Origin of the sequence: Nitrospira sp. (assembly GCA_024760545.1) — a bacterium.
Taxonomy (GTDB): Bacteria; Nitrospirota; Nitrospiria; order Nitrospirales; family Nitrospiraceae; genus Nitrospira_D.
Genome location: CP060501.1, coordinates 967,501 through 985,012, shown reverse-complemented (window position 1 = coordinate 985,012; position 17,512 = coordinate 967,501). Strand labels below are relative to the sequence as shown.

The 17,512-nt window shown below is 55.5% G+C and carries 20 protein-coding genes, 1 rRNA gene and 1 pseudogene (1 of these 22 cut by a window edge); 14 read left to right on the top strand and 8 right to left on the bottom strand.

Translation table 11 applies throughout. From position 1 onward, the window contains the following. Positions 1-10: 10 nt before the first annotated feature. Positions 11-1,450, bottom strand: a complete 1,440-nt coding sequence (locus H8K03_04770; protein UVT21229.1) for a GMC family oxidoreductase — start codon at positions 1,448-1,450, stop codon at positions 11-13. An 856-nt stretch (positions 1,451-2,306) separates the two neighbouring features. Between H8K03_04770 and H8K03_04765 the strand changes: the two genes are divergently transcribed. The 4 genes from H8K03_04765 (at position 2,307) to aroC (ending at position 6,530) form a co-directional block, all read left to right on the top strand. Beyond that, complete coding sequence (locus H8K03_04765; GenBank protein UVT21228.1) at positions 2,307-2,501, top strand: hypothetical protein; 195 nt, start codon at positions 2,307-2,309, stop codon at positions 2,499-2,501. Between the two features lie 253 nt (positions 2,502-2,754). After that, positions 2,755-3,600, top strand: coding sequence for an rRNA pseudouridine synthase (locus tag H8K03_04760; protein UVT21227.1), 846 nt, complete (start codon positions 2,755-2,757; stop codon positions 3,598-3,600). Further along, positions 3,597-5,360: an aspartate--tRNA ligase gene (aspS, locus tag H8K03_04755; protein ID UVT21226.1), complete on the top strand. Its 1,764-nt coding sequence runs from the start codon at positions 3,597-3,599 to the stop codon at positions 5,358-5,360. The genes H8K03_04760 and aspS overlap by 4 nt, the downstream gene beginning before the upstream one ends. A gap of 6 nt (positions 5,361-5,366) precedes the next feature. Beyond that, complete coding sequence (aroC, locus tag H8K03_04750) at positions 5,367-6,530, top strand: chorismate synthase (protein ID UVT21225.1); 1,164 nt, start codon at positions 5,367-5,369, stop codon at positions 6,528-6,530. 58 nt (positions 6,531-6,588) lie between these two features. Here aroC and H8K03_04745 read toward each other — a convergent pair whose 3' ends face one another. Continuing rightward, positions 6,589-6,933 (bottom strand): DUF190 domain-containing protein, encoded by a 345-nt coding sequence (locus H8K03_04745; protein UVT21224.1) that lies wholly within the window; start codon positions 6,931-6,933, stop codon positions 6,589-6,591. Positions 6,934-6,936: 3 nt separating this feature from the next. Next, positions 6,937-7,347, bottom strand: a complete 411-nt coding sequence (gene crcB, locus H8K03_04740; protein UVT21223.1) for a fluoride efflux transporter CrcB — start codon at positions 7,345-7,347, stop codon at positions 6,937-6,939. 135 nt (positions 7,348-7,482) lie between these two features. Between crcB and rnhA the strand changes: the two are divergent. From rnhA to H8K03_04720, 4 genes and pseudogenes are all read left to right on the top strand, one after another. After that, positions 7,483-7,926 (top strand): annotated as a pseudogene (rnhA, locus tag H8K03_04735) (ribonuclease HI). Positions 7,927-7,956: 30 nt separating this feature from the next. Further along, positions 7,957-8,757 carry an ATP-binding cassette domain-containing protein gene (locus H8K03_04730; protein UVT22374.1) on the top strand — a complete coding sequence of 267 codons (801 nt, stop codon included), beginning with the start codon at positions 7,957-7,959 and terminating at the stop codon, positions 8,755-8,757. An 89-nt stretch (positions 8,758-8,846) separates the two neighbouring features. Further along, positions 8,847-9,764: a hypothetical protein gene (locus tag H8K03_04725; protein ID UVT21222.1), complete on the top strand. Its 918-nt coding sequence runs from the start codon at positions 8,847-8,849 to the stop codon at positions 9,762-9,764. Positions 9,765-9,803: 39 nt separating this feature from the next. Next, positions 9,804-10,157, top strand: a complete 354-nt coding sequence (locus tag H8K03_04720) for a hypothetical protein (protein UVT21221.1) — start codon at positions 9,804-9,806, stop codon at positions 10,155-10,157. 99 nt (positions 10,158-10,256) lie between these two features. On the opposite strand, the gene H8K03_04715 is transcribed toward H8K03_04720, so the two are convergent. The 3 genes from H8K03_04715 to H8K03_04705 are packed head-to-tail and all read right to left on the bottom strand — an operon-like array spanning position 10,257 to position 12,244. Further along, positions 10,257-10,703: an FUN14 domain-containing protein gene (locus tag H8K03_04715; protein UVT21220.1), complete on the bottom strand. Its 447-nt coding sequence runs from the start codon at positions 10,701-10,703 to the stop codon at positions 10,257-10,259. Further along, positions 10,700-11,563: a neutral zinc metallopeptidase gene (locus H8K03_04710; GenBank protein ID UVT21219.1), complete on the bottom strand. Its 864-nt coding sequence runs from the start codon at positions 11,561-11,563 to the stop codon at positions 10,700-10,702. The genes H8K03_04715 and H8K03_04710 overlap by 4 nt, the downstream gene beginning before the upstream one ends. 24 nt (positions 11,564-11,587) lie before the next feature. Continuing rightward, positions 11,588-12,244 carry a DUF2959 domain-containing protein gene (locus H8K03_04705; GenBank protein UVT21218.1) on the bottom strand — a complete coding sequence of 219 codons (657 nt, stop codon included), beginning with the start codon at positions 12,242-12,244 and terminating at the stop codon, positions 11,588-11,590. 155 nt (positions 12,245-12,399) lie between these two features. Between H8K03_04705 and H8K03_04700 the strand changes: the two genes are divergently transcribed. The 5 genes from H8K03_04700 to H8K03_04680 all read left to right on the top strand — a co-directional run bounded on the left by H8K03_04700 (position 12,400) and on the right by H8K03_04680 (position 14,854). Beyond that, entirely contained in the window at positions 12,400-12,954 is a 555-nt protein-coding gene (locus tag H8K03_04700) for a Slp family lipoprotein (GenBank protein UVT21217.1), read from the top strand. Between the two features lie 275 nt (positions 12,955-13,229). Further along, positions 13,230-13,463, top strand: coding sequence for a hypothetical protein (locus H8K03_04695; protein UVT21216.1), 234 nt, complete (start codon positions 13,230-13,232; stop codon positions 13,461-13,463). An 80-nt stretch (positions 13,464-13,543) separates the two neighbouring features. Beyond that, complete coding sequence (locus H8K03_04690; GenBank protein ID UVT21215.1) at positions 13,544-14,014, top strand: nucleoside deaminase; 471 nt, start codon at positions 13,544-13,546, stop codon at positions 14,012-14,014. Between the two features lie 48 nt (positions 14,015-14,062). Next, on the top strand, positions 14,063-14,563 hold the full coding sequence (gene lspA / locus H8K03_04685; protein ID UVT21214.1) for a signal peptidase II: 501 nt from the start codon (positions 14,063-14,065) through the stop codon (positions 14,561-14,563). A 54-nt stretch (positions 14,564-14,617) separates the two neighbouring features. After that, entirely contained in the window at positions 14,618-14,854 is a 237-nt protein-coding gene (locus H8K03_04680) for a hypothetical protein (protein ID UVT21213.1), read from the top strand. A gap of 78 nt (positions 14,855-14,932) precedes the next feature. On the opposite strand, the gene H8K03_04675 is transcribed toward H8K03_04680, so the two are convergent. Continuing rightward, positions 14,933-15,757, bottom strand: a complete 825-nt coding sequence (locus tag H8K03_04675; GenBank protein UVT21212.1) for a hypothetical protein — start codon at positions 15,755-15,757, stop codon at positions 14,933-14,935. A gap of 142 nt (positions 15,758-15,899) precedes the next feature. Beyond that, on the bottom strand, positions 15,900-16,937 hold the full coding sequence (locus H8K03_04670) for a molybdopterin-dependent oxidoreductase (GenBank protein ID UVT21211.1): 1,038 nt from the start codon (positions 16,935-16,937) through the stop codon (positions 15,900-15,902). A gap of 315 nt (positions 16,938-17,252) precedes the next feature. Here H8K03_04670 and H8K03_04665 point away from each other — a divergent pair. Next, positions 17,253-17,512, top strand: a 16S ribosomal RNA gene (locus tag H8K03_04665) (it continues 1,287 nt past the right edge of the window).

The following is a 17,512-nucleotide window of genomic DNA, read 5'->3' as shown; positions in this document are numbered from 1 at the left end:
CTGAGTCATTTCAGACATTCCGCAAATGCTTCGCCAATCGCAAGGCGAGCTGAACAATCGTGAGAGTTGGGTTGGCCGCTCCACCAGATGGAAAAACTGATGAGCCAGCGACGTACAGATTATTTTGTCCAAACACACGACAATTTGTATCCACAACACCATTCTTGACCGTGTCTGCCATTCGAGTGCCGCCCATGTGGTGCCAACCAGCGCCCTCATCATCCGTCTCGCGGTAATCGGGAAAACCATCATTGCCAAACACCCAATTGGCAAACTTGATGCGTCCGAAATTTCTGGCCATCACATAATCATTGAACTGAGAAAGGGATTTTCGTAGCGTGGCGAGATCTCGACCTGTTTTTTTCCAGTGAAGCTCCGTCATCGGAATTCCGAAACGGTCACGCTTCGTCTCGGACAGTTTCACATGATTATTCCAAATGGGTTCTTGTTCCCACTGCGCTCTGAGGATTTTCCCACACACGAGGTTTTCCCCTACGAGGGAAGCGGCCCATGCGCCGGCTTTCGGCGCGACGCATAAAAGGTCGCGAAGCAGCGCCCGTGTCCCTTCAGTTGACATTCCTCTCACTGAAATAGTGCAATTTAACGTCGATAACTTTCCTTTTACCGCATCCGTCAAACCAACCAAGCTCTTCCCCTGATAAAGAGGCGTCAATTTGAGATCAACGAGCGCTTCTCCCACCGTGAAAGCGGGGTGCTCCATCCAATACCGACCTAAGGGTGCTCGAGGGTCAACAATTTTCCCCTTCGTCTGATGATTACACCACAGAAGCATCCGGCTGTTTTCTATCCCGCCCATCGCCAAAATGAAGTGTTTCGCCTTTACGTCGGTAGATTGCCCCGAATAGTTCGTAGCGGTTACACTCACGACACGCTGGCCATCAGTCTGCAATCCCGTTAGGTTGGCGTTTGTAACGTAAATGACGTTTGTCGACGAATTAAGTCTCTCCCGATATTTTTCACCAAATCGAACTAGCGAATGCGAAGCACCAATTTGTCTGATGCCGAATTCACGATCTACGACAACGTCATGGGGTGGTTCTGGAATTTCGAGAATGGACAGTGCTTTCCCCAAGAAGGGGTCTAGGGCGTTCTTTTCTATTGGCCAGTATGCATCCTCAAAGCCCTCCTTCTTTTGGAAATCAATTTCAGCTAGTGGTAGGCAGTGCCCTCCCCAATGGCCACTCGTACCCCCCAGATATCGTAACCGAGCAGAATCAAGTTCGAAGTAGGGGTCACCTATCACATCCCCCTTATAAATCTCCTGAGACTCCGCGCTCCGATTAAGGCCGCCTCCCTCTAAGAGGATCACTGAACGACCATAGTCTCCAAGTTCTAACGCGACAGTCATTCCGGCTGGCCCTGATCCCACCACGCAAAAATCTGCTATCTTCGGGAGGCCGTTTACTGAAAGGTTGAAATCAATATGCATCAAATATCTCCTGTTTGTAGCACCCAGCCTTGTTTCATGAATTTTCCACTCCTTCTGCTATGAATATTGTCGGAAATGCGAGTGAGCAAACTCATTTGGGTGAACAAAAACAATCCGATCAAGAATCCTCTGCGTGAACACATGTGTGTCACCTCCTTTGTACATCTCGGCGTCCGCTCATTTATCAACAAAAGTCACAGCCTGAGAAAAGCTCTGATTGAAGGCATCACTCTGGAAGCGGTCTTTCCATCCCACGACGCGATGGCCTTCCCCTTCATATAGCGTCCGTCGAGAATGTTCTACCCTCTCTGCCTGATGCATGCGGGGGATCTCCCTACCAATGTTCCCTGGTCAAGTCCTTTCTCCCTGTAAAAGCGGTCATGGCGCTGATCGCTCCGGCTGTGGTCATCATGCGACCTGACTTTGCACGGGATACCGCTCTGAAGTTTACTCTTAATATAACGGCAGTTCAAAACTAGAGTAAAAGGTGGCTTCGGCGGTCCTCGATGATAAGGAGTGTATTCATGAGGCGGTCAAGGTTCTCCGATGAGCAGATTGTCTGTGCTCTCCGCCAAGCCGAGAGCAGGCCTCTCGCCAGCGATCTCTGCCGGTAACTCGGAATCGCCGAGCAGCCTTTTGGGTTCGAAGAAGAAGTACACGTATCTGGCGTGAGCGAACTGCGGAGGCACAAACATATCTCGCCGCATCGGAGACCAGCTCCAATGCCCACCGGTCCACAGAAACGCTGGAGTATGGATTTCGTGCATGATACCTTGGGTGAAAGGCGGCCCTATCGGATCCTGATCGTCGTCGATCACTGGAGTCGTTCCAGTCCGAGCTAGAGGCAGGGCTTCGCGTGTCTGATGAGAAGGTGGGGCAGGTGCTCGATCGGATCTTGGGGGATGAGTCGGGGCCGCGTTCGATCACGGTCGATTTTAGTATGGATTTGCAGCCCCGCCTCCATAGCTCACTCGGACACCTGACCCTGAGCGAGTTTATTGCCCAAAGTCATGTAGAACAGAACGTTGAAGAAGCCCTCTCCTTTGGTTAAGAGTTGTCTTGAAACGGAGCCAACGTCAAGAGGGCAGGCGACCACTTAGCACACTGTCCAAATTTCCGGAGCCCTCTCTAGCTGAAGTGGTACAACCACGAGCGGCCGCATCAAGTGCTCGGATACCGTAGCCCGGTTCAATGCAAGGCTCAACAAACGGCTCAGGTGGCTTGATTTCAGGAGGCACTACAGTCATAAGATACTCTTGCATTTTGCAGTTCACGATTCGCTATTAAAGATTAAAGTTAACGAAATGGAAGTGCGTCTCCAAAAAATCATTGCAGGCACAGGGCTTTCGTCGCGCCGAAAGGCGGAGCTGTTGATCGCCGCCGGCCGGGTGTCGGTGAACGGGAAGGTCGTCACTGAGCTTGGGACGAAGGTCGATCCAGCGCGTGATCACGTGAAGGTGGACGGGAAGCACCTGAATTCGGCGCAGCCGTTCGTGTATCTGATTCTGCATAAACCCAAGAATGTGATGTCCACATTGGACGATCCGGGCGGACGGACGACGGTGAAGGACTTCTTGCGGGGTGTGTATGTTCGGGTGTTCCCGGTCGGACGGCTCGATTTCGATAGTGAAGGATTGATGCTCCTGACGAACAACGGCGACCTGGCCCAGGCGTTACTGCATCCTCGGTACCATGTGCCTAAGACCTACTTGATTAAGGTCAAAAAGATTTTAACGGATGAAGAGATCAAGAAGTTGGAACGAGGGATCCGTCTTGAAGATGGGATGACTGGTCCGGCGTACGTGAAGAAGGTGAAGAAGGCTGAGCAAAACTCGTGGTTGGAAATCACCATCCGCGAAGGGCGTAAACATCAGATCAAACGCATGCTGGAAGCTGTCGGGCATCCGGTGCTCAAGTTGATGCGGGTTCGGATGGGGCCACTGTCTCTTGGGGATCTTGCGCCTGGCGAATTCCGGTTTTTGAGCGATCGGGAAGCGAATGCCTTGCGGGAACTGGTTGAAGAGCGACGAGAGGCTGTTGAACGGGGAGACGAGCAGGTGTTCAGATCGAAACGACCGGCGAGACAGGCTGGATGGGCCAAACCGGACAAAACGAAGAAGGTATCAGCGAAGAAGGTGCAGGCTGTATGAAGAATCGCACACACCGTTGCGGCGAGTTGAACAAGAAACACGTGAGCCAAATTGTCGTCTTGAACGGTTGGGTTCAGCGGCGGCGCGACCACGGCATGGTCATCTTCATCGACCTTCGCGACCGGACGGGCCTAACACAGGTCGTGTTCAACGCCGAACGAAATCTCAAGGTCCACCAGGCGGCACACTTACTCCGCAGCGAGTGTGTCGTGTCGGTCACCGGCACAGTCATGGCGCGGCCGGATGAGTCGAAGAATCCCAATCTCGCGACGGGGGAGATCGAAGTTTTTGTGGATGAGGTGGACATTCTGAATGAGGCAAAGACGCCGCCATTCTTGATTGAAGACGAGGCGGAAGTGACGGAAGCCATCCGCCTGAAGTATCGCTACCTGGATCTTCGCCGTCCGAGAATGCAGCAGCTCTTGAGCCTGCGGCATCGGATCATGCAGGCGACGAGAGGCTTCTTGAATGCGGAAGCGTTCCTGGAGATTGAGACCCCGATCCTGACGAAAAGCACGCCGGAAGGAGCCAGGGATTACTTGGTGCCGAGCCGGGTCAATCCCGGGCAGTTCTTTGCCTTGCCGCAATCGCCGCAATTGTTCAAACAAGTCCTGATGGTGAGCGGGGTCGATCGGTATTATCAGATTGCGCGCTGCTTCCGCGATGAAGATCTCCGCAACGACCGGCAGCCGGAGTTCACCCAGATCGACTTGGAAATGTCGTTCGTGGATCGGTCGGATGTCATGAGTTTGATGGAACAGATGATCGTGACTGTGTTCCGTGAAGCCGGCGGTGTGGAGCTGCCGGCGCCCTTTCCACGGGTGACCTATGCGGAAGCCATGGGCCGCTATGGTTCAGATAAACCGGATCTCCGGTTCGACATGCCGCTTCACGATGTGACGGCGTTTGGCGCGTCGAGCGAGTTTAAAGTCTTTAAAGATGCGGCGGCGAAGGGCGGTATCGTCAAGGCGTTGATCGTGAAGGGCGGAGCGTCGCTTTCGCGCACACGAATCGATGCGCTGGGCGAAACGGCGAAGAGCTTCGGCGCCAAGGGCTTGGCCTGGCTCAAGCTTACTGCCGAAGGTCAGCTCGAATCAGTCATTGCAAAATTCCTGGATGCGAAGGCCTTTGCCGCCGCGTTGCCCGATGCCAAGCCCGGGGATCTCGTGCTGTTCGGTGCCGATAAGCCGGCGGTCGTGCACGACGTGCTGGGTCGTATCCGTTTGCTGCTGGGTGAAGAACTCAATGTGATCGACAAGACTGCCTGGAAGCCGCTGTGGGTCACCGAATTTCCACTGCTGGATTACTCGCCGGAGGAAAAGCGCTATGTCTTCATGCATAATCCCTTCGCTGCGCCGATGGACGAAGACTTGAAACTGTTGGACTCGGAGCCGTTGAAAGTCAGGGCCAAGGCGTATGACATGGTGCTCAACGGGAGTGAAATCGGCGGCGGCAGTATCCGCAACCACCGAAGCGAGGTGCAGCTTCGAATCCTCGATCTCTTAGGCATCAGCAAGGAGCAAGCACAGGCTAAATTCGGGTTCCTGCTGGAAGCGCTCGACTTCGGCGCGCCGCCCCACGGCGGGATCGCTTTCGGATTGGATCGATTGGTCATGCTGCTCGGCCATGCCGATTCGATCCGCGATGTCATCGCGTTCCCCAAGACCCAGAAGGCGCAATGTCCGCTGACCGATGCGCCGTCCACCGTCGGCCCGGAGCAATTGAAGGAGTTGCGGATTAAGCTGGATCTCGTGGAGTAGATCCCTATGGCTGGCAATACGTTTGGCAGAATCTTCACCGTCACCTCCTTCGGTGAGAGCCATGGGCCGGCAATTGGGTGTGTGGTTGATGGCTGCCCGCCTGGTCTCGCGCTTTCCTCGGAAGATATTCAGAAGGATCTCGACCGCCGGAAGCCCGGTACCTCCCGGCATGTGACCCAACGCCAGGAATCGGATCGCGTGGAGATCCTGTCCGGAGTGTTTGAAGGCCAAACCACCGGAGTTCCCATTGCGCTGCTCATTCGCAATGAAGACGCGCGGAGCCGCGATTACGGGAATCTGATCGATACCTTCCGTCCCGGACATGCGGACTACACCTACTGGCAGAAATACGGCATTCGCGATTATCGAGGAGGGGGACGCGCGTCGGCCCGAGAGACAGCCGTTCGCGTCGCCGCGGCTGCGATTGCCAGGAAGTGGCTCAACGAGAAGCATGGTGTGGTGATTCGGGGATATCTGAGCCAGCTGGGGCCTCATGAATTGTCGTTCAAAGATTGGAACGTCGTGGGGCAGAATCCATTTTTCTCCGCCGATCCGGATTTGGTGCCCACGCTGGAATTGTTCATGGATGAGCTGCGGAAAGCTGGCGATTCAGTGGGGGCACGGATCACGACCGTAGCTGAGCATGTGCCGGTTGGATGGGGCGCGCCGGTCTACGCGAAATTGGATGCCGATTTAGCTGCGGCGATGATGGGCATCAATGCAGTCAAGGCGGTTGAGATCGGGGCGGGCTTTGCCTCGGTTGCCCAACGTGGGTCTGAACATGGTGACGAACTCACGCCGGAGGGATTCGTGACGAATCATGCCGGCGGTATTCTGGGTGGCATTGCCACGGGGCAGGATATTGTCGTGACGATCGGGATCAAGCCGACATCGAGTATCCGTATCCCGCGCCGGTCCATCGATAAGCACGGAAATCCAGTGACGGTCGAGACCAACGGCCGCCATGATCCTTGTGTCGGCATCCGCGCGACGCCAATTGCCGAAGCCATGATGGCTCTCGTCCTGATGGATCACGCGCTGCTGCATCGCGCCCAAAATGCCGATGTGACGACGAAGACCCCCAAGATCGCAGGCTCATTGAAGAAATCCCCTGTTTCCACGAACAAGACTCCAGCTGCGAAAATCAACTCCGATCCTGCCGAGGCGTAGGAATCACCCGCTCAGATGATTCGTTTCCACGAGGAAGGCTGTGCGGGATGCGGAGCCGCTACGATGACGCAGGTTGCTCAAGAACGCAGATCGCAATCGGCTGGAGGGTGGCGAGCAGGTCTGAGACGACCTGCTGTTCGAGGAAGGCGAGAAACTCGTCTATCTTGTCGCGCGAATCAATTATTTCAACGGTGATGGGGAGATCTTCAGCCAGACGCTCGATCTTGAATGTATGAATCACGCGAGTGTGGGGTCCGAATCCCATGAGCCCGCGGTGAACTGTGGCTCCGGCGAGTTGCCGCGCATGGGCCTGAGCGACGATCCATTCATAGAGCGGTCGCCCATTGTGTTTGTCCCGTTCTCCGGAAAAGATCCTGAGAAGGCAGCCGCTTTCAACACGCATCGATCATCTCCAGAGAAGATAAGCCGTGGAGTAGCCGGCCCATACCGCGATAAGACCCAGGACCGTATGGCCGATGACATTTCCTCCGGCTAACCACAGTTCTCCGTCGCGCAGCAGGTTCATCGTTTCGTTGCCGAAGGCCGAGAAGGTGGTAAATCCGCCGAGCAGACCGACCATGAGAAAGGCCCGTGCTTCTCCTGAGATGACACCACGATGATCGGCGAGCTCGGCGAGAAAGCCGATCATTGCACACCCGACGATATTAACGGCAAGGGTGCCGAATGGGAATTGGATGCTGTTGCTCAGTTGTTGAACGTACCCGCTCAGAAGGTAGCGGAGAATTGAGCCGATGAAGCCCCCTGTGCCGATAAGGAAAAGGGTTCGCAGGGTATGACTCGCTCCAAGAGACCACATTCGACTAACGCCTTATTGTACTGAAGTGTTTCGATCGAGTCACGTGGCATGGTGGGGAATGTGTCATGACAGGCATGGTTCGGATGGAAAACATCGTAGTACAATCCGGATGCGAATTAACCAAGGAAGAACTGAATGCTCGAAATCTATACAGATGGCGCGTGCAGCGGGAATCCTGGGCCTGGGGGATGGGGTGTGTTGTTGCGGGATGGCGATCAGGAAACAGAATTGTGCGGTGGAGAGCCGGCGACGACGAACAACCGCATGGAGTTGCTCGCGGTTATCGAGGCCTTGGAATCGTTCACCTCGCCGGTGACGGCCCGGGTCTATACCGATTCGCAGTATGTTCAAAAGGGCATCAGCGAATGGATCCACAACTGGAAACGGAAAGGATGGAAGACTGCCGGTAAAGAACCGGTGAAGAACGAGGATTTATGGCGACGTCTCGATAACTTGGCTACAGACCATACGCTCGAATGGCACTGGGTCAGGGGGCACAACGGTCATCCAGAGAATGAACGAGTCGATGGGTTGGCGCGCACCGGCCTTGAGCGGGCTCGCCGCGCCGGTCAATCCGTTGGCCGGCCGGTCGGCGATCTATCCAAAAAGATTCACGGTTCAGCCGACCTTCCCCCAATACTCGATATTCTACATGCCACAGTCTATCGAGGCGAGACCTACGTCTTTTCGGATTTCTCCTTTGCGCTGCATGCCGGAGAACATGTGGCCATCGTGGGACCCAACGGAGCGGGGAAATCGACGCTACTCAAGTTATTATTGGGCGAAGTCCACGCGATGCCGAAGGACGAAACACGTCTTGTGCTGTTCGGTGAAGAGCGCTGGAATGTGTGGGATGTGCGGAAACAAATCGGCATTGTCTCGCACGATCTTCAACGAGACTATCTGATCTGTGCCGAGGGAGTGAACGTCATCCTCTCTGGCTTCTATGCAAGCAACGATACCTATGAGTATCAAGAGTTCGGCGAAGCAAACGTCGCGAGGGCACATGAACTGATGCAGGAGTTGGGTATTGCGCACTTGGCCGGACGACGGTTCGGCCATCTGTCCACCGGTGAGCAAAGGCGGTTTCTGCTCGGGAGGGCGCTGGTGCATGACCCGTCGGTGCTGGTGCTGGACGAGCCGACGAGCGGCCTCGATCTCAAGGCCTGCTTTCAGTATCTTGATCTGTTGCGCGCTCTGATCGCAAAAGGAAAGACGGTTCTGCTCGTGACTCACCATCTGCATGAAATTCCCCCTGAGATTGGCCGTGTGGTTTTCCTGAAGGCAGGGAAGATCATCGCAGATGGCCACAAATCCACATTACTTACGGATGATCGAGTCAGCGGGCTTTTCGATAGTAGAATGACTCTCGTCCAGGCCAACGGGTGGTATCAGGCGTTGCCGGGTTGATGTACTCTCATATTCTTCATACATCCTCCACAGAATAATTCCTTTGTTTTGACGAATGTCATTCTCGGAGCTAGGCTTCAGGCACCGCTATGAGAAGCCGGCCGGGCACGTTCCGCGACCTCTTGAAACCGCTGCCCCCGCATCACTGGTTTGTATTGTGGGTGGTGCTGTGCATGTTGGAAGGGATACAAACGCTTGAGCATCCAGGATGGGCTGAAACCTGGGTCTGCCCACGCCAGGGGCAGACGGACCTTTATACTGACCGTGGGTCGCCGGGTTGCCGGCAACTTGGTGAGCCAAAAAACTATTCACCGCTCAAAATTTCCCCAAGTCCAAAGCCTTCGCCGTCGGACGCCCTTCAGCCATCTCTATCCGGAACTGTCTCCCTCGACCCGTCACGGCAGCTCCCCAGTAGGAAACCATTGCCGTTCTCCGAAGTATCTCTGCCGTTACCTCTCTTGAGCATCGGGCAGGACAAGGTCGGTTTCATTACCGGCTCTTGGGCAGGATTGGTGGCGCAACTCACGGTTGCATACAAAGCCGACGGAAAGGGGCCGGAGATTCTGGGCGATTCGAACCTGCTTCCTGCATCTGTCCACTCTTTTCATACGGCTGTCGCAGTTGCCACAAGGGCGGTGGGATATGATCCTCGATACCTGAGTGTGCGCATTCTGGTTCCGACCCGGCTGGACGGACCCAGCGCGGGCGGGATTTTTGCCGTGGGCATCGCTTCGGCACTGCTCGGCGATCCGATTCGCCAAGACGTGTGCATGTCGGGAACCATCGAGCCGGATTCTGAGATCAGACCCGTCGGACGGCTGGTGGATAAGATGAGTGCCTGTCGGGATCTCAAAAAAAGTGTGATGATCGTGCCGGACGGATTGGACAATAGCCATCTCAATTTCACCGGAGCCGAGCGATCCATCCAGGTGATGGAAGTGCACACGCTGGCGGAGGCCTACAGCGCTGCGACGGGACAATCGCTGCGTCAGGTTCCGGTCAACTGACAACCCTCAAGATCAGGAGAACCCACGATGAGGACTACGATGAGATCAAGAGGACTGATGGTGCTGACTATAGGGCTGCTGGCATCTGCCGCATGGGCCGCCGACCCGGTAAAAATCAATTCATTGTTCACGTATCCGGAAGCGTACAAGATGAAAGTGGTCCAGGTGGAAGGCACAGTGCGGAACTACCGGATGAATCACTTCATCGGCCAGAGGACGAAATTGGAGAAGTGTATCCAGGCCTTTTCAGTAGAGGATGAGACCGGCGTTGTCGATGCCAGCTATGCGACCCTCTGTCAGATGGGAACCGTGTTGCTCAAAGACGGGGATCAAGTGACGATCGAGGGCCACTTTCTGGGAATGTTAGATGTCCGCTCGGTGACGAAACGCTGAACGAATAAGTCCGATGCACTGACTTCCGGTTGATCATCGTACGCTCGAGGGGGAATAAGGTTTCGTACGGGACAGCGTCGGAATAGCTGGATTACCCACCTACTTCTTCCGAAATCCAAACAAGGCTCCAACCCCGCCGGCGCCGACTGAGGGCAGGTAACCGGTCAACACTTCTTTGAGGCTCTCGGCTTTCCCTTGCGCCCAGGCGAGACTGCGGGTGACATCCGCTTGGAGCAAGCTCCACTCCACGTGAATCCAGCCGGTCGTCTTGAGGGCAGCGATGAGCGCCAGCAAGGAACCGGCGATCAACAGCCCGATCATCAGGGTTTTTCGAAGTGCCCACCCGATCAAAAACCCTCCGATGAAGCAGGCTCCTCCACGCGCAAGGGCCGGCGACATCATATCGTTCAACCAAGCGCCAAACCCGGCGACAGTCGTTGCGCCGGCGGCAAGAAATGATTTGGCGGCCCAGGGAGGATTGGCCAGGATCGCTGCGAGCGCCTTAGCGAAGGCTCCTCCTTGAGATTTACTCGCTGCGTCGCTCATAGGCGTTTGGCTTCAAATGTGTTGCAGACGGACGGATCGCCGGATTCAAGGCCGCGCCTAAGCCACGTCGTCCGCTGCTCAGAAGAACCATGTGTCCAGCTTTCCGGTTGGACGTGTCCCCGTGACATCTTTTGCAAACGGTCGTCTCCAATGGCTGCGGCTGCGCGTAGCCCATCCTCGAAATCTCCCGGTTCGATCAAATTCCGTTCCCGCTTGGCGTGGTGGCCCCAGACTCCGGCGTAACAATCGGCCTGGAGCTCCATTCGAACCGACAGAGCATTTCCTTCTGCCTCGGAGACCTGACGCTGAAGACGGTGGACTTTTTCTGCGACACCGAGGAGATTTTGCACATGATGGCCGACTTCATGGGCGATGACATAGGCCTGAGCGAAGTCGCCCGCGGCCCCCAAGCGATGCGCCATTTCGTCGAAGAAGGCAAGGTCCAAATAGACTCGCTGATCATTGGGGCAGTAGAATGGGCCGACGGCGGACGAGGACGTGCCGCATGCCGACTGCACGGCGCCGGTGAAGAGGACCATGCGCGGGTCCTCGTAACGGGAACCGAGGAGGGTGCGCCAGGTCGTTTCGGTATCGGCCAGCACGACGGAAGCAAACCGGCCTAGTTGGTCGGTCGGGGCGCCGACCGGTCCCGATTGCGAGGGCGCGGAGACCTCGGTCATACTCTGAACACCGGTGAGGAGGTTGAGAATAGTGAGTGGATTGGCGCCCGTAAAATAGCTGACCGCAAGCGCCAGCACGATGGTGCCGATACCGAGACCACCTGTGCGTCCGATACGGGCCGGACCCATGCCGCGGCGATCTTCAATGTTGTCGCTTTCGCGTTGGCCGTCGGTACGCATAGTGGCCCTCCGTCACGCCAGCAATCAGTCCGATTCCTTCTCCATCGATTGAATGAACTTGTCGGCTTCGGCGATGGAACGGTTCATGTCTTTGACCAGCTGATCGACCTGCGCGTCAACCTTGATAAGTTCGCCCTTGATAGCCGCAAGCGCACGCGCGTTCAGATTATGTTTCAGGTAAAGCACTTGGTCGCGCAACGGTCTGAGAACCGGTTCGATCCGCTGCTCAGCCCGTTTCATGGCCGCCAGCATATCTTTGTAGCGGCTCTTGGTCTGGGTCAGTTTGGCTTGGCTCTTCCGGCGTAGATCGGCGCTTGAGTATTGGCTGAGCTCCTGTTCCCACTCGGAGAATAGAGCATCGGCCACGCTTTCGACATCCTCGATTCGCTTCCTGACCGCCTTCGCGCTGTCTTCACTGGTCTCTAGTTCGCCGCTCAACTTCTTATACGTCGCTTCCAGATCTCCACCTTCGTAAGAGACCACTTTCCCAAACTGATCCAGGGTGCTCTGAATGTCTTTCTTGGCGTCCTCTTGGGCGTCGCGCGCCGATTTGACGCGGCTGCTCAGAATGTCGCGCTTGGCGTAGCCCATCTTTTCCATGGTGGCGATATAGGCCTTGTCACAAGAGGAAAGGCCAAACGGTGCGACCAGCAGCATGACGGTCAGAACGAATTTCCGCATGTTCACCTCTATGAACGGAACACAGCCAACAACTCGGCAAACCACACCTGATTCTGCATCATAACTGAAGCCGGCACGAGGGGAAAGACGGTTAGTCGTCACACTCAGGGTTTTCACAAGTAGCAACAGGTTAGGCATCGCGTTATAGTGTCGATATGCGTCTGCAATCTCTCAACCCGTGCTGGCTGGTGATCATCGTTCTGATGGCTGGGTGTTCATCACAGCGAGTGATCCCTGAATCGCTGGAGCCTCTCGTCGATAGAGCTGTCACGTTTCGTGAAGTCGTGGATGCTCCACACGCGTATAAAGGGAAGGTGTTGGTACTGGGTGGCGAAGTGTTAAATGCAAAGCGGCTGAAAGACGGCACCCAAATCGAATTCCTGCAATTACCGCTTGATAAAGGAGAGAAACCGATTTTTGACCGCCAACAGTCACAAGGCCGATTTCTCGCACTCCAGCAAGAGTTCTTGGATCCCGCGACCATTGTGAACGGAACGAAGATGACGGTTGTTGGCGAGGTGGTCGGGGAAAAGACCGAGCATCTTGACGATGTCGAGTATCGGTACCCTGTCCTGATCGTGAAACATTTGCACAGCTGGACGGAGCAATCTCCGAACTACGCTCGACCTCGGCCGGGTCTTTCGCTTGGAATCTTCGGAGGCTCGGGGGGGCGAATGGGCGGCGGCGGTGGATTCGGTATCGGATTTTGATTCGTTGAAGGGCATGACCGACATTCGCAGATTGCATGAACGCATTCTCCGTCCGATTGTTTCGTGACGCGTCTATCCGAGTCACGCTGATCATTCCTCTACCTATTGAGATTTATCGACAAAGAGCAGAGAGTCTGCTTACGTAACTTCCTCCTGTCTCAAATGGCCAGCTGGGCAATTGCCCGCAAAGTGTACTTGCGCGAAGGGATAGGGCATGATATGCAAGTATATGTTCGGATTCCAAGGATTACTCCAGTCGTGAAGGAGATCGTGGCATGAAACAAAAACGGCAGACCAGGAAACGTAAGGAAAGAGTCACACTGTCTCTTTCTGCCGATATGGTGGAACGGTTGCGAACCGTCGTCTATTGGAGCCCCAAGCTGACGCTAACCGGTGTCGTCGAATCCGCGATTTTATCCACGCTCAAGAAACTCGAGAAGGGGAAGCGGTTCGGCAAAAGACGTGGCAAGTTGCCCGTCGGTCGGCCACGCAAGGATAAGTCGTCCTAACTACGGTTTCGAGATTTCCAGAAGCCTTAGGTCCTTTCGGGAAGTATCCGGATCAGCCCCACATCCAGCAGCGAGTCGCCATGTCTGATGCGGATTTCATCCGGCTGGCTCTTCAAGCGGCCCGGCAGGGGGTCGAGAAGGGAGAGATGCCCTTCGGCGCGTGTCTTGTCAGCCGAGGGCAGGTTGTCGCGATCGCGCACAACAGCGCCAAATCCGGCATGGATACGACCGCTCATGCGGAAATTCAGGCGATCAGAGAAGCCGGCCGTAAAATCAAGTCGCTCGAACTCCCCACAGCAACGATGTACAGCACTTGCGAACCGTGCCCAATGTGCTTCGCGGCCTGTGTCTGGGCGAAGATCACGAGGATTGTATACGCCAGCCGAATCGAGGATGCCGACAAAGCCGGCATCCGTCAAATTCACATTCCTTCCTCGCTGATGAATCAGCTCAGCCGCAGCAATGTGGACGTAGTGGCAGACGTCCTTCGTGAGGAGGGGGTGAAGCTCTTCGAGGGCTGGCGGCGGAAACAGATGAAATCTGGTGTGTAAGGAGCGATTTTTGTCAAAAGCATCGATGCATGGGTAAACTATAGCAGCATGCCTCCGTTCACACGAAGCTGGTTGATTCTTCTGTTGCTCATCCTCTGTGCAGGCTGCGATCAGATCACGAAAGATGTGGCCCAACAATACTTGTCCACTGAACCTCCGCGATCCTGGTTCCACGATACCGTTCGCCTGGAATATGCAGAGAATACCGGGGCCTTCTTGAGCCTTGGCACAGGGTTGTCCGAGGGGTTGCGAGTCATTCTGTTTCAAGTGTTCCCCTCGTTGTGGCTTGCCGGGTTGGTGATCTTTCTCTTCGTCGCCAAGCAGGTGCCGCTACTCTCGGCCGCTGCCTGGAGTCTCGTCCTGAGCGGAGGCATAGGTAACCTCCTGGATCGTGTGCTTCACGACGGGCGCGTCATCGATTTCATGAATCTCGGTATCGGCAACCTGCGCACCGGCATCTTCAATGTGGCGGATGTCTGCATTACGATCGGTCTATCGCTGTTGGTGTTCGAGATGTTGCAGCGACCTCGTACGTCCGTAAATGGATAGGTCTGGATTTTTGCAGCTGCAAGAGATCCGACTGTTGATTCCATGGAGGTCTGTATGAAGAACCTAACTGTGGCCATCGTTTGTTTGGTGCTGCTTACGGGATGCTCAGGTGCAGTCGGGAGCGGCATCTTGGGCGGAGTAGTCGGTGCCGGAGCGGCCGGGGGTGGCTATGAGTATCACCTCAAGCGCCAGAAAGATCGGGTGGAGCAAGACTTCAAGGCTGGGAAGATCGATCAAAAAGAATACGAGATCCGCAAGGACCAGATCGCCCGGGACTCACTGCTCCAATAAGAAGTGGGTTCGGGCGGGGATCATCGTCATTCCTTTCGCGACGAAATCCGAGCTGTTCCCTTCGACTGGCCTGATGCACTAATGGGTTCGCATCATGCGTCCCACCATGCCGATGCCGATTCCGAGGAGGAGATAGCCGGCAATCACGTTGAGCATGACCACGGCTTGGCAGATGGGATGAACCGGTTGGTATTCCACAAGCGCCAGTGACGAGGTAACGTTGATGGTGTAATAAAATCCGGACCACAAGGGAATCCAGGGTGAAGGTGTTGTGTTACCCATCGGTTCGAACCAATGCAAACGGAAGAACAACTCGTACAGCAAGCTGAATCCTACGAGCGCCCCGCCGATCCATGCTACCCAGCGCGAAACGCTCGTCCCGAAATTGCTCGTCGCCTTCCATGTCGAGAGTGCCAACGGATGCTTGCCCTGCATTTTGGACCAGACGAGTCGCGCGTTTCGCTCGTTCAGGTATTCTGCTTCTGACGCATCCAACTCCCCCGCTTCGGCGAAAGAGTTATTCGATCTCGAATAGGCCCGCACGGCGAGATGCTGCAACCGATGTTGGTCCGGCCCGGCAGACATTGCCGCCGCCGCTCGTTCCGCCACTCGGCCGGCGTTGGAAAACGCCCGTCCGGCTTGCGCGAAGTGCTGTAACCAATGCAGTTGCTGCCCGGCATTGTGGTAGGCTTGTATCGACTTAGGAGGATCTTGGGTTTCGAGAAAATGCGCGGCAGAGAGATAGTACTGAGCCGCCTGCATCAAATCAGCGCGCGAGTCGCGCCGCGTAAGGGCGTCGGCTTGCTTGAGCACATCGTCAGCGGATTGGACCGTCGAAATCTCGAGTGCGCTCTGCCGGTAATCACCGTGCGCAACTGGAGTTGACAGCGGCGGATCAGCCATCAGTGTTCTCCAATGGCGTCATGGTACTCCAATTTTAGGTCAGTAAGGAAGGCTTACGATACACAAAGCGTTTGGGCGCTGAAGCGTAGGTGGTGAAAACGTTGAGGTGGCTAATGACCGAGGATGGTAGCGGTAACGTGTTTTAGAGTTCTGTTACTTCCGAAATAATCGTGTGATACCCGCTGGCACCGGCTGGTTGGGGACGGACGATTTCGGCAATCTGGAGTTGTCCCTTTGTGTCGGTTGCACGGACGACGGTCTGAAACTTTCCGGGCTTTGGCGGCCGCCACGTGTAGCTCCATATGACCCAGGAATAGGGCGACATGGGGGGCTCGATTTGACAGTCGTTCCAGGTGCGTCCGGCATCAAAACTCAATTCCACTTTGCTGATGCTGTTGGGTCCGCCGAAGGCGATGCCTCGAAATGTGTGCTCTTGTCCGCGCAATGTTTGGTAATGCCCTGGTGAATCGATACGTGAGAACACTTTGATCGTGCCGTCATCGGTCCAGCCTTTGCGCTGCCAGTAGCCTTTGTAGTCCCCCGGATAGACCTCAATTTCCACGATCCACTTCACGTTCTTGATGCCATAGAGGCCGGGCACGATCAGCCTGAGCGGGAACCCGTGCTCCTTCGCGAGCTTCTCGCCATTCATCAGGAACGCAAGCATGACGTCGTCCTGCATCGCGCGGGTGAACGGGATACTGTCATCGTAGCCGTCGATGGCGCGGAACACAACATCACGCGCCGTGTCCGCGTCGGCGCCGCAATCAAGCAGCAGTTTCTTGAGCGAGATGCCGCGCCACGTCGCCGTGCCGATACTGTCGCCCCCCGGCAGCGTGTCGATGCACATCAAGGTAGAGATTTGATCGTAGGAATCGCGGTTCAAAATATCGCGCCAGCCGAGCGACATCGGCGTCTTCACCGAGCCTTTGATGTTCAGTTTCCACTGTTCGATGTTCAGGTCACGCGAGGCGGAGACGGCCCCATCAGCATAATTGACTATGTAGAATTTGGAGTTTGGCGTGAAATACGTGGTGTCACGAGAAGGAACGGCGAACATGCGACCGAACACACCGCCAACGGCATCGCAGCCGCCGACGCTGCCTGCCAAGGTTCCAAGACCGATGGCTTTGAGCAGCGCGCGTCGACGGATTGAAAATCTATCGCGAAAGTCTGTCATGGCGTTTGATTATACACTGCCGTGCGATTAATACATCGGTGGGCCTCTTGACTCTTGGGATCTACCTTGTTATCTTGCCACCTGTTCGTTGGTTTTGTGTTCCTGCCTGATGACCGCGCCTGACGGCGAGTCACGGTGCGGTGCCGAAGGGAAACTACCCGAATTTATTTCGAGCGGGTCCCTTGACACGCGACGCAGCACGTTGTATAGTGCGCGGCTCGCGTGATGAACGTGATCGTTCTTTGACAACTGAATAGTGGACGTTGAGCAAGGTGTAAGGTGTATTGAAGTGGTGGCCCTTGGTCCAAATTCTAAGAACACCTATTTGAGAGTTTGATCCTGGCTCAGAACGAACGCTGGCGGCGGGCCTAATACATGCAAGTCGAGCGAGAAGACGTAGCAATACGTTTGTAAAGCGGCGAACGGGTGAGGAATACATGGGTAACCTACCCTCGAGTGGGGAATAACTAGCCGAAAGGTTAGCTAATACCGCATACGACTCCTGGTCTGCGGATCGGGAGGGAAAGCGATACCGTGGGTATCGCGCTCTTGGATGGGCTCATGTCCTATCAGCT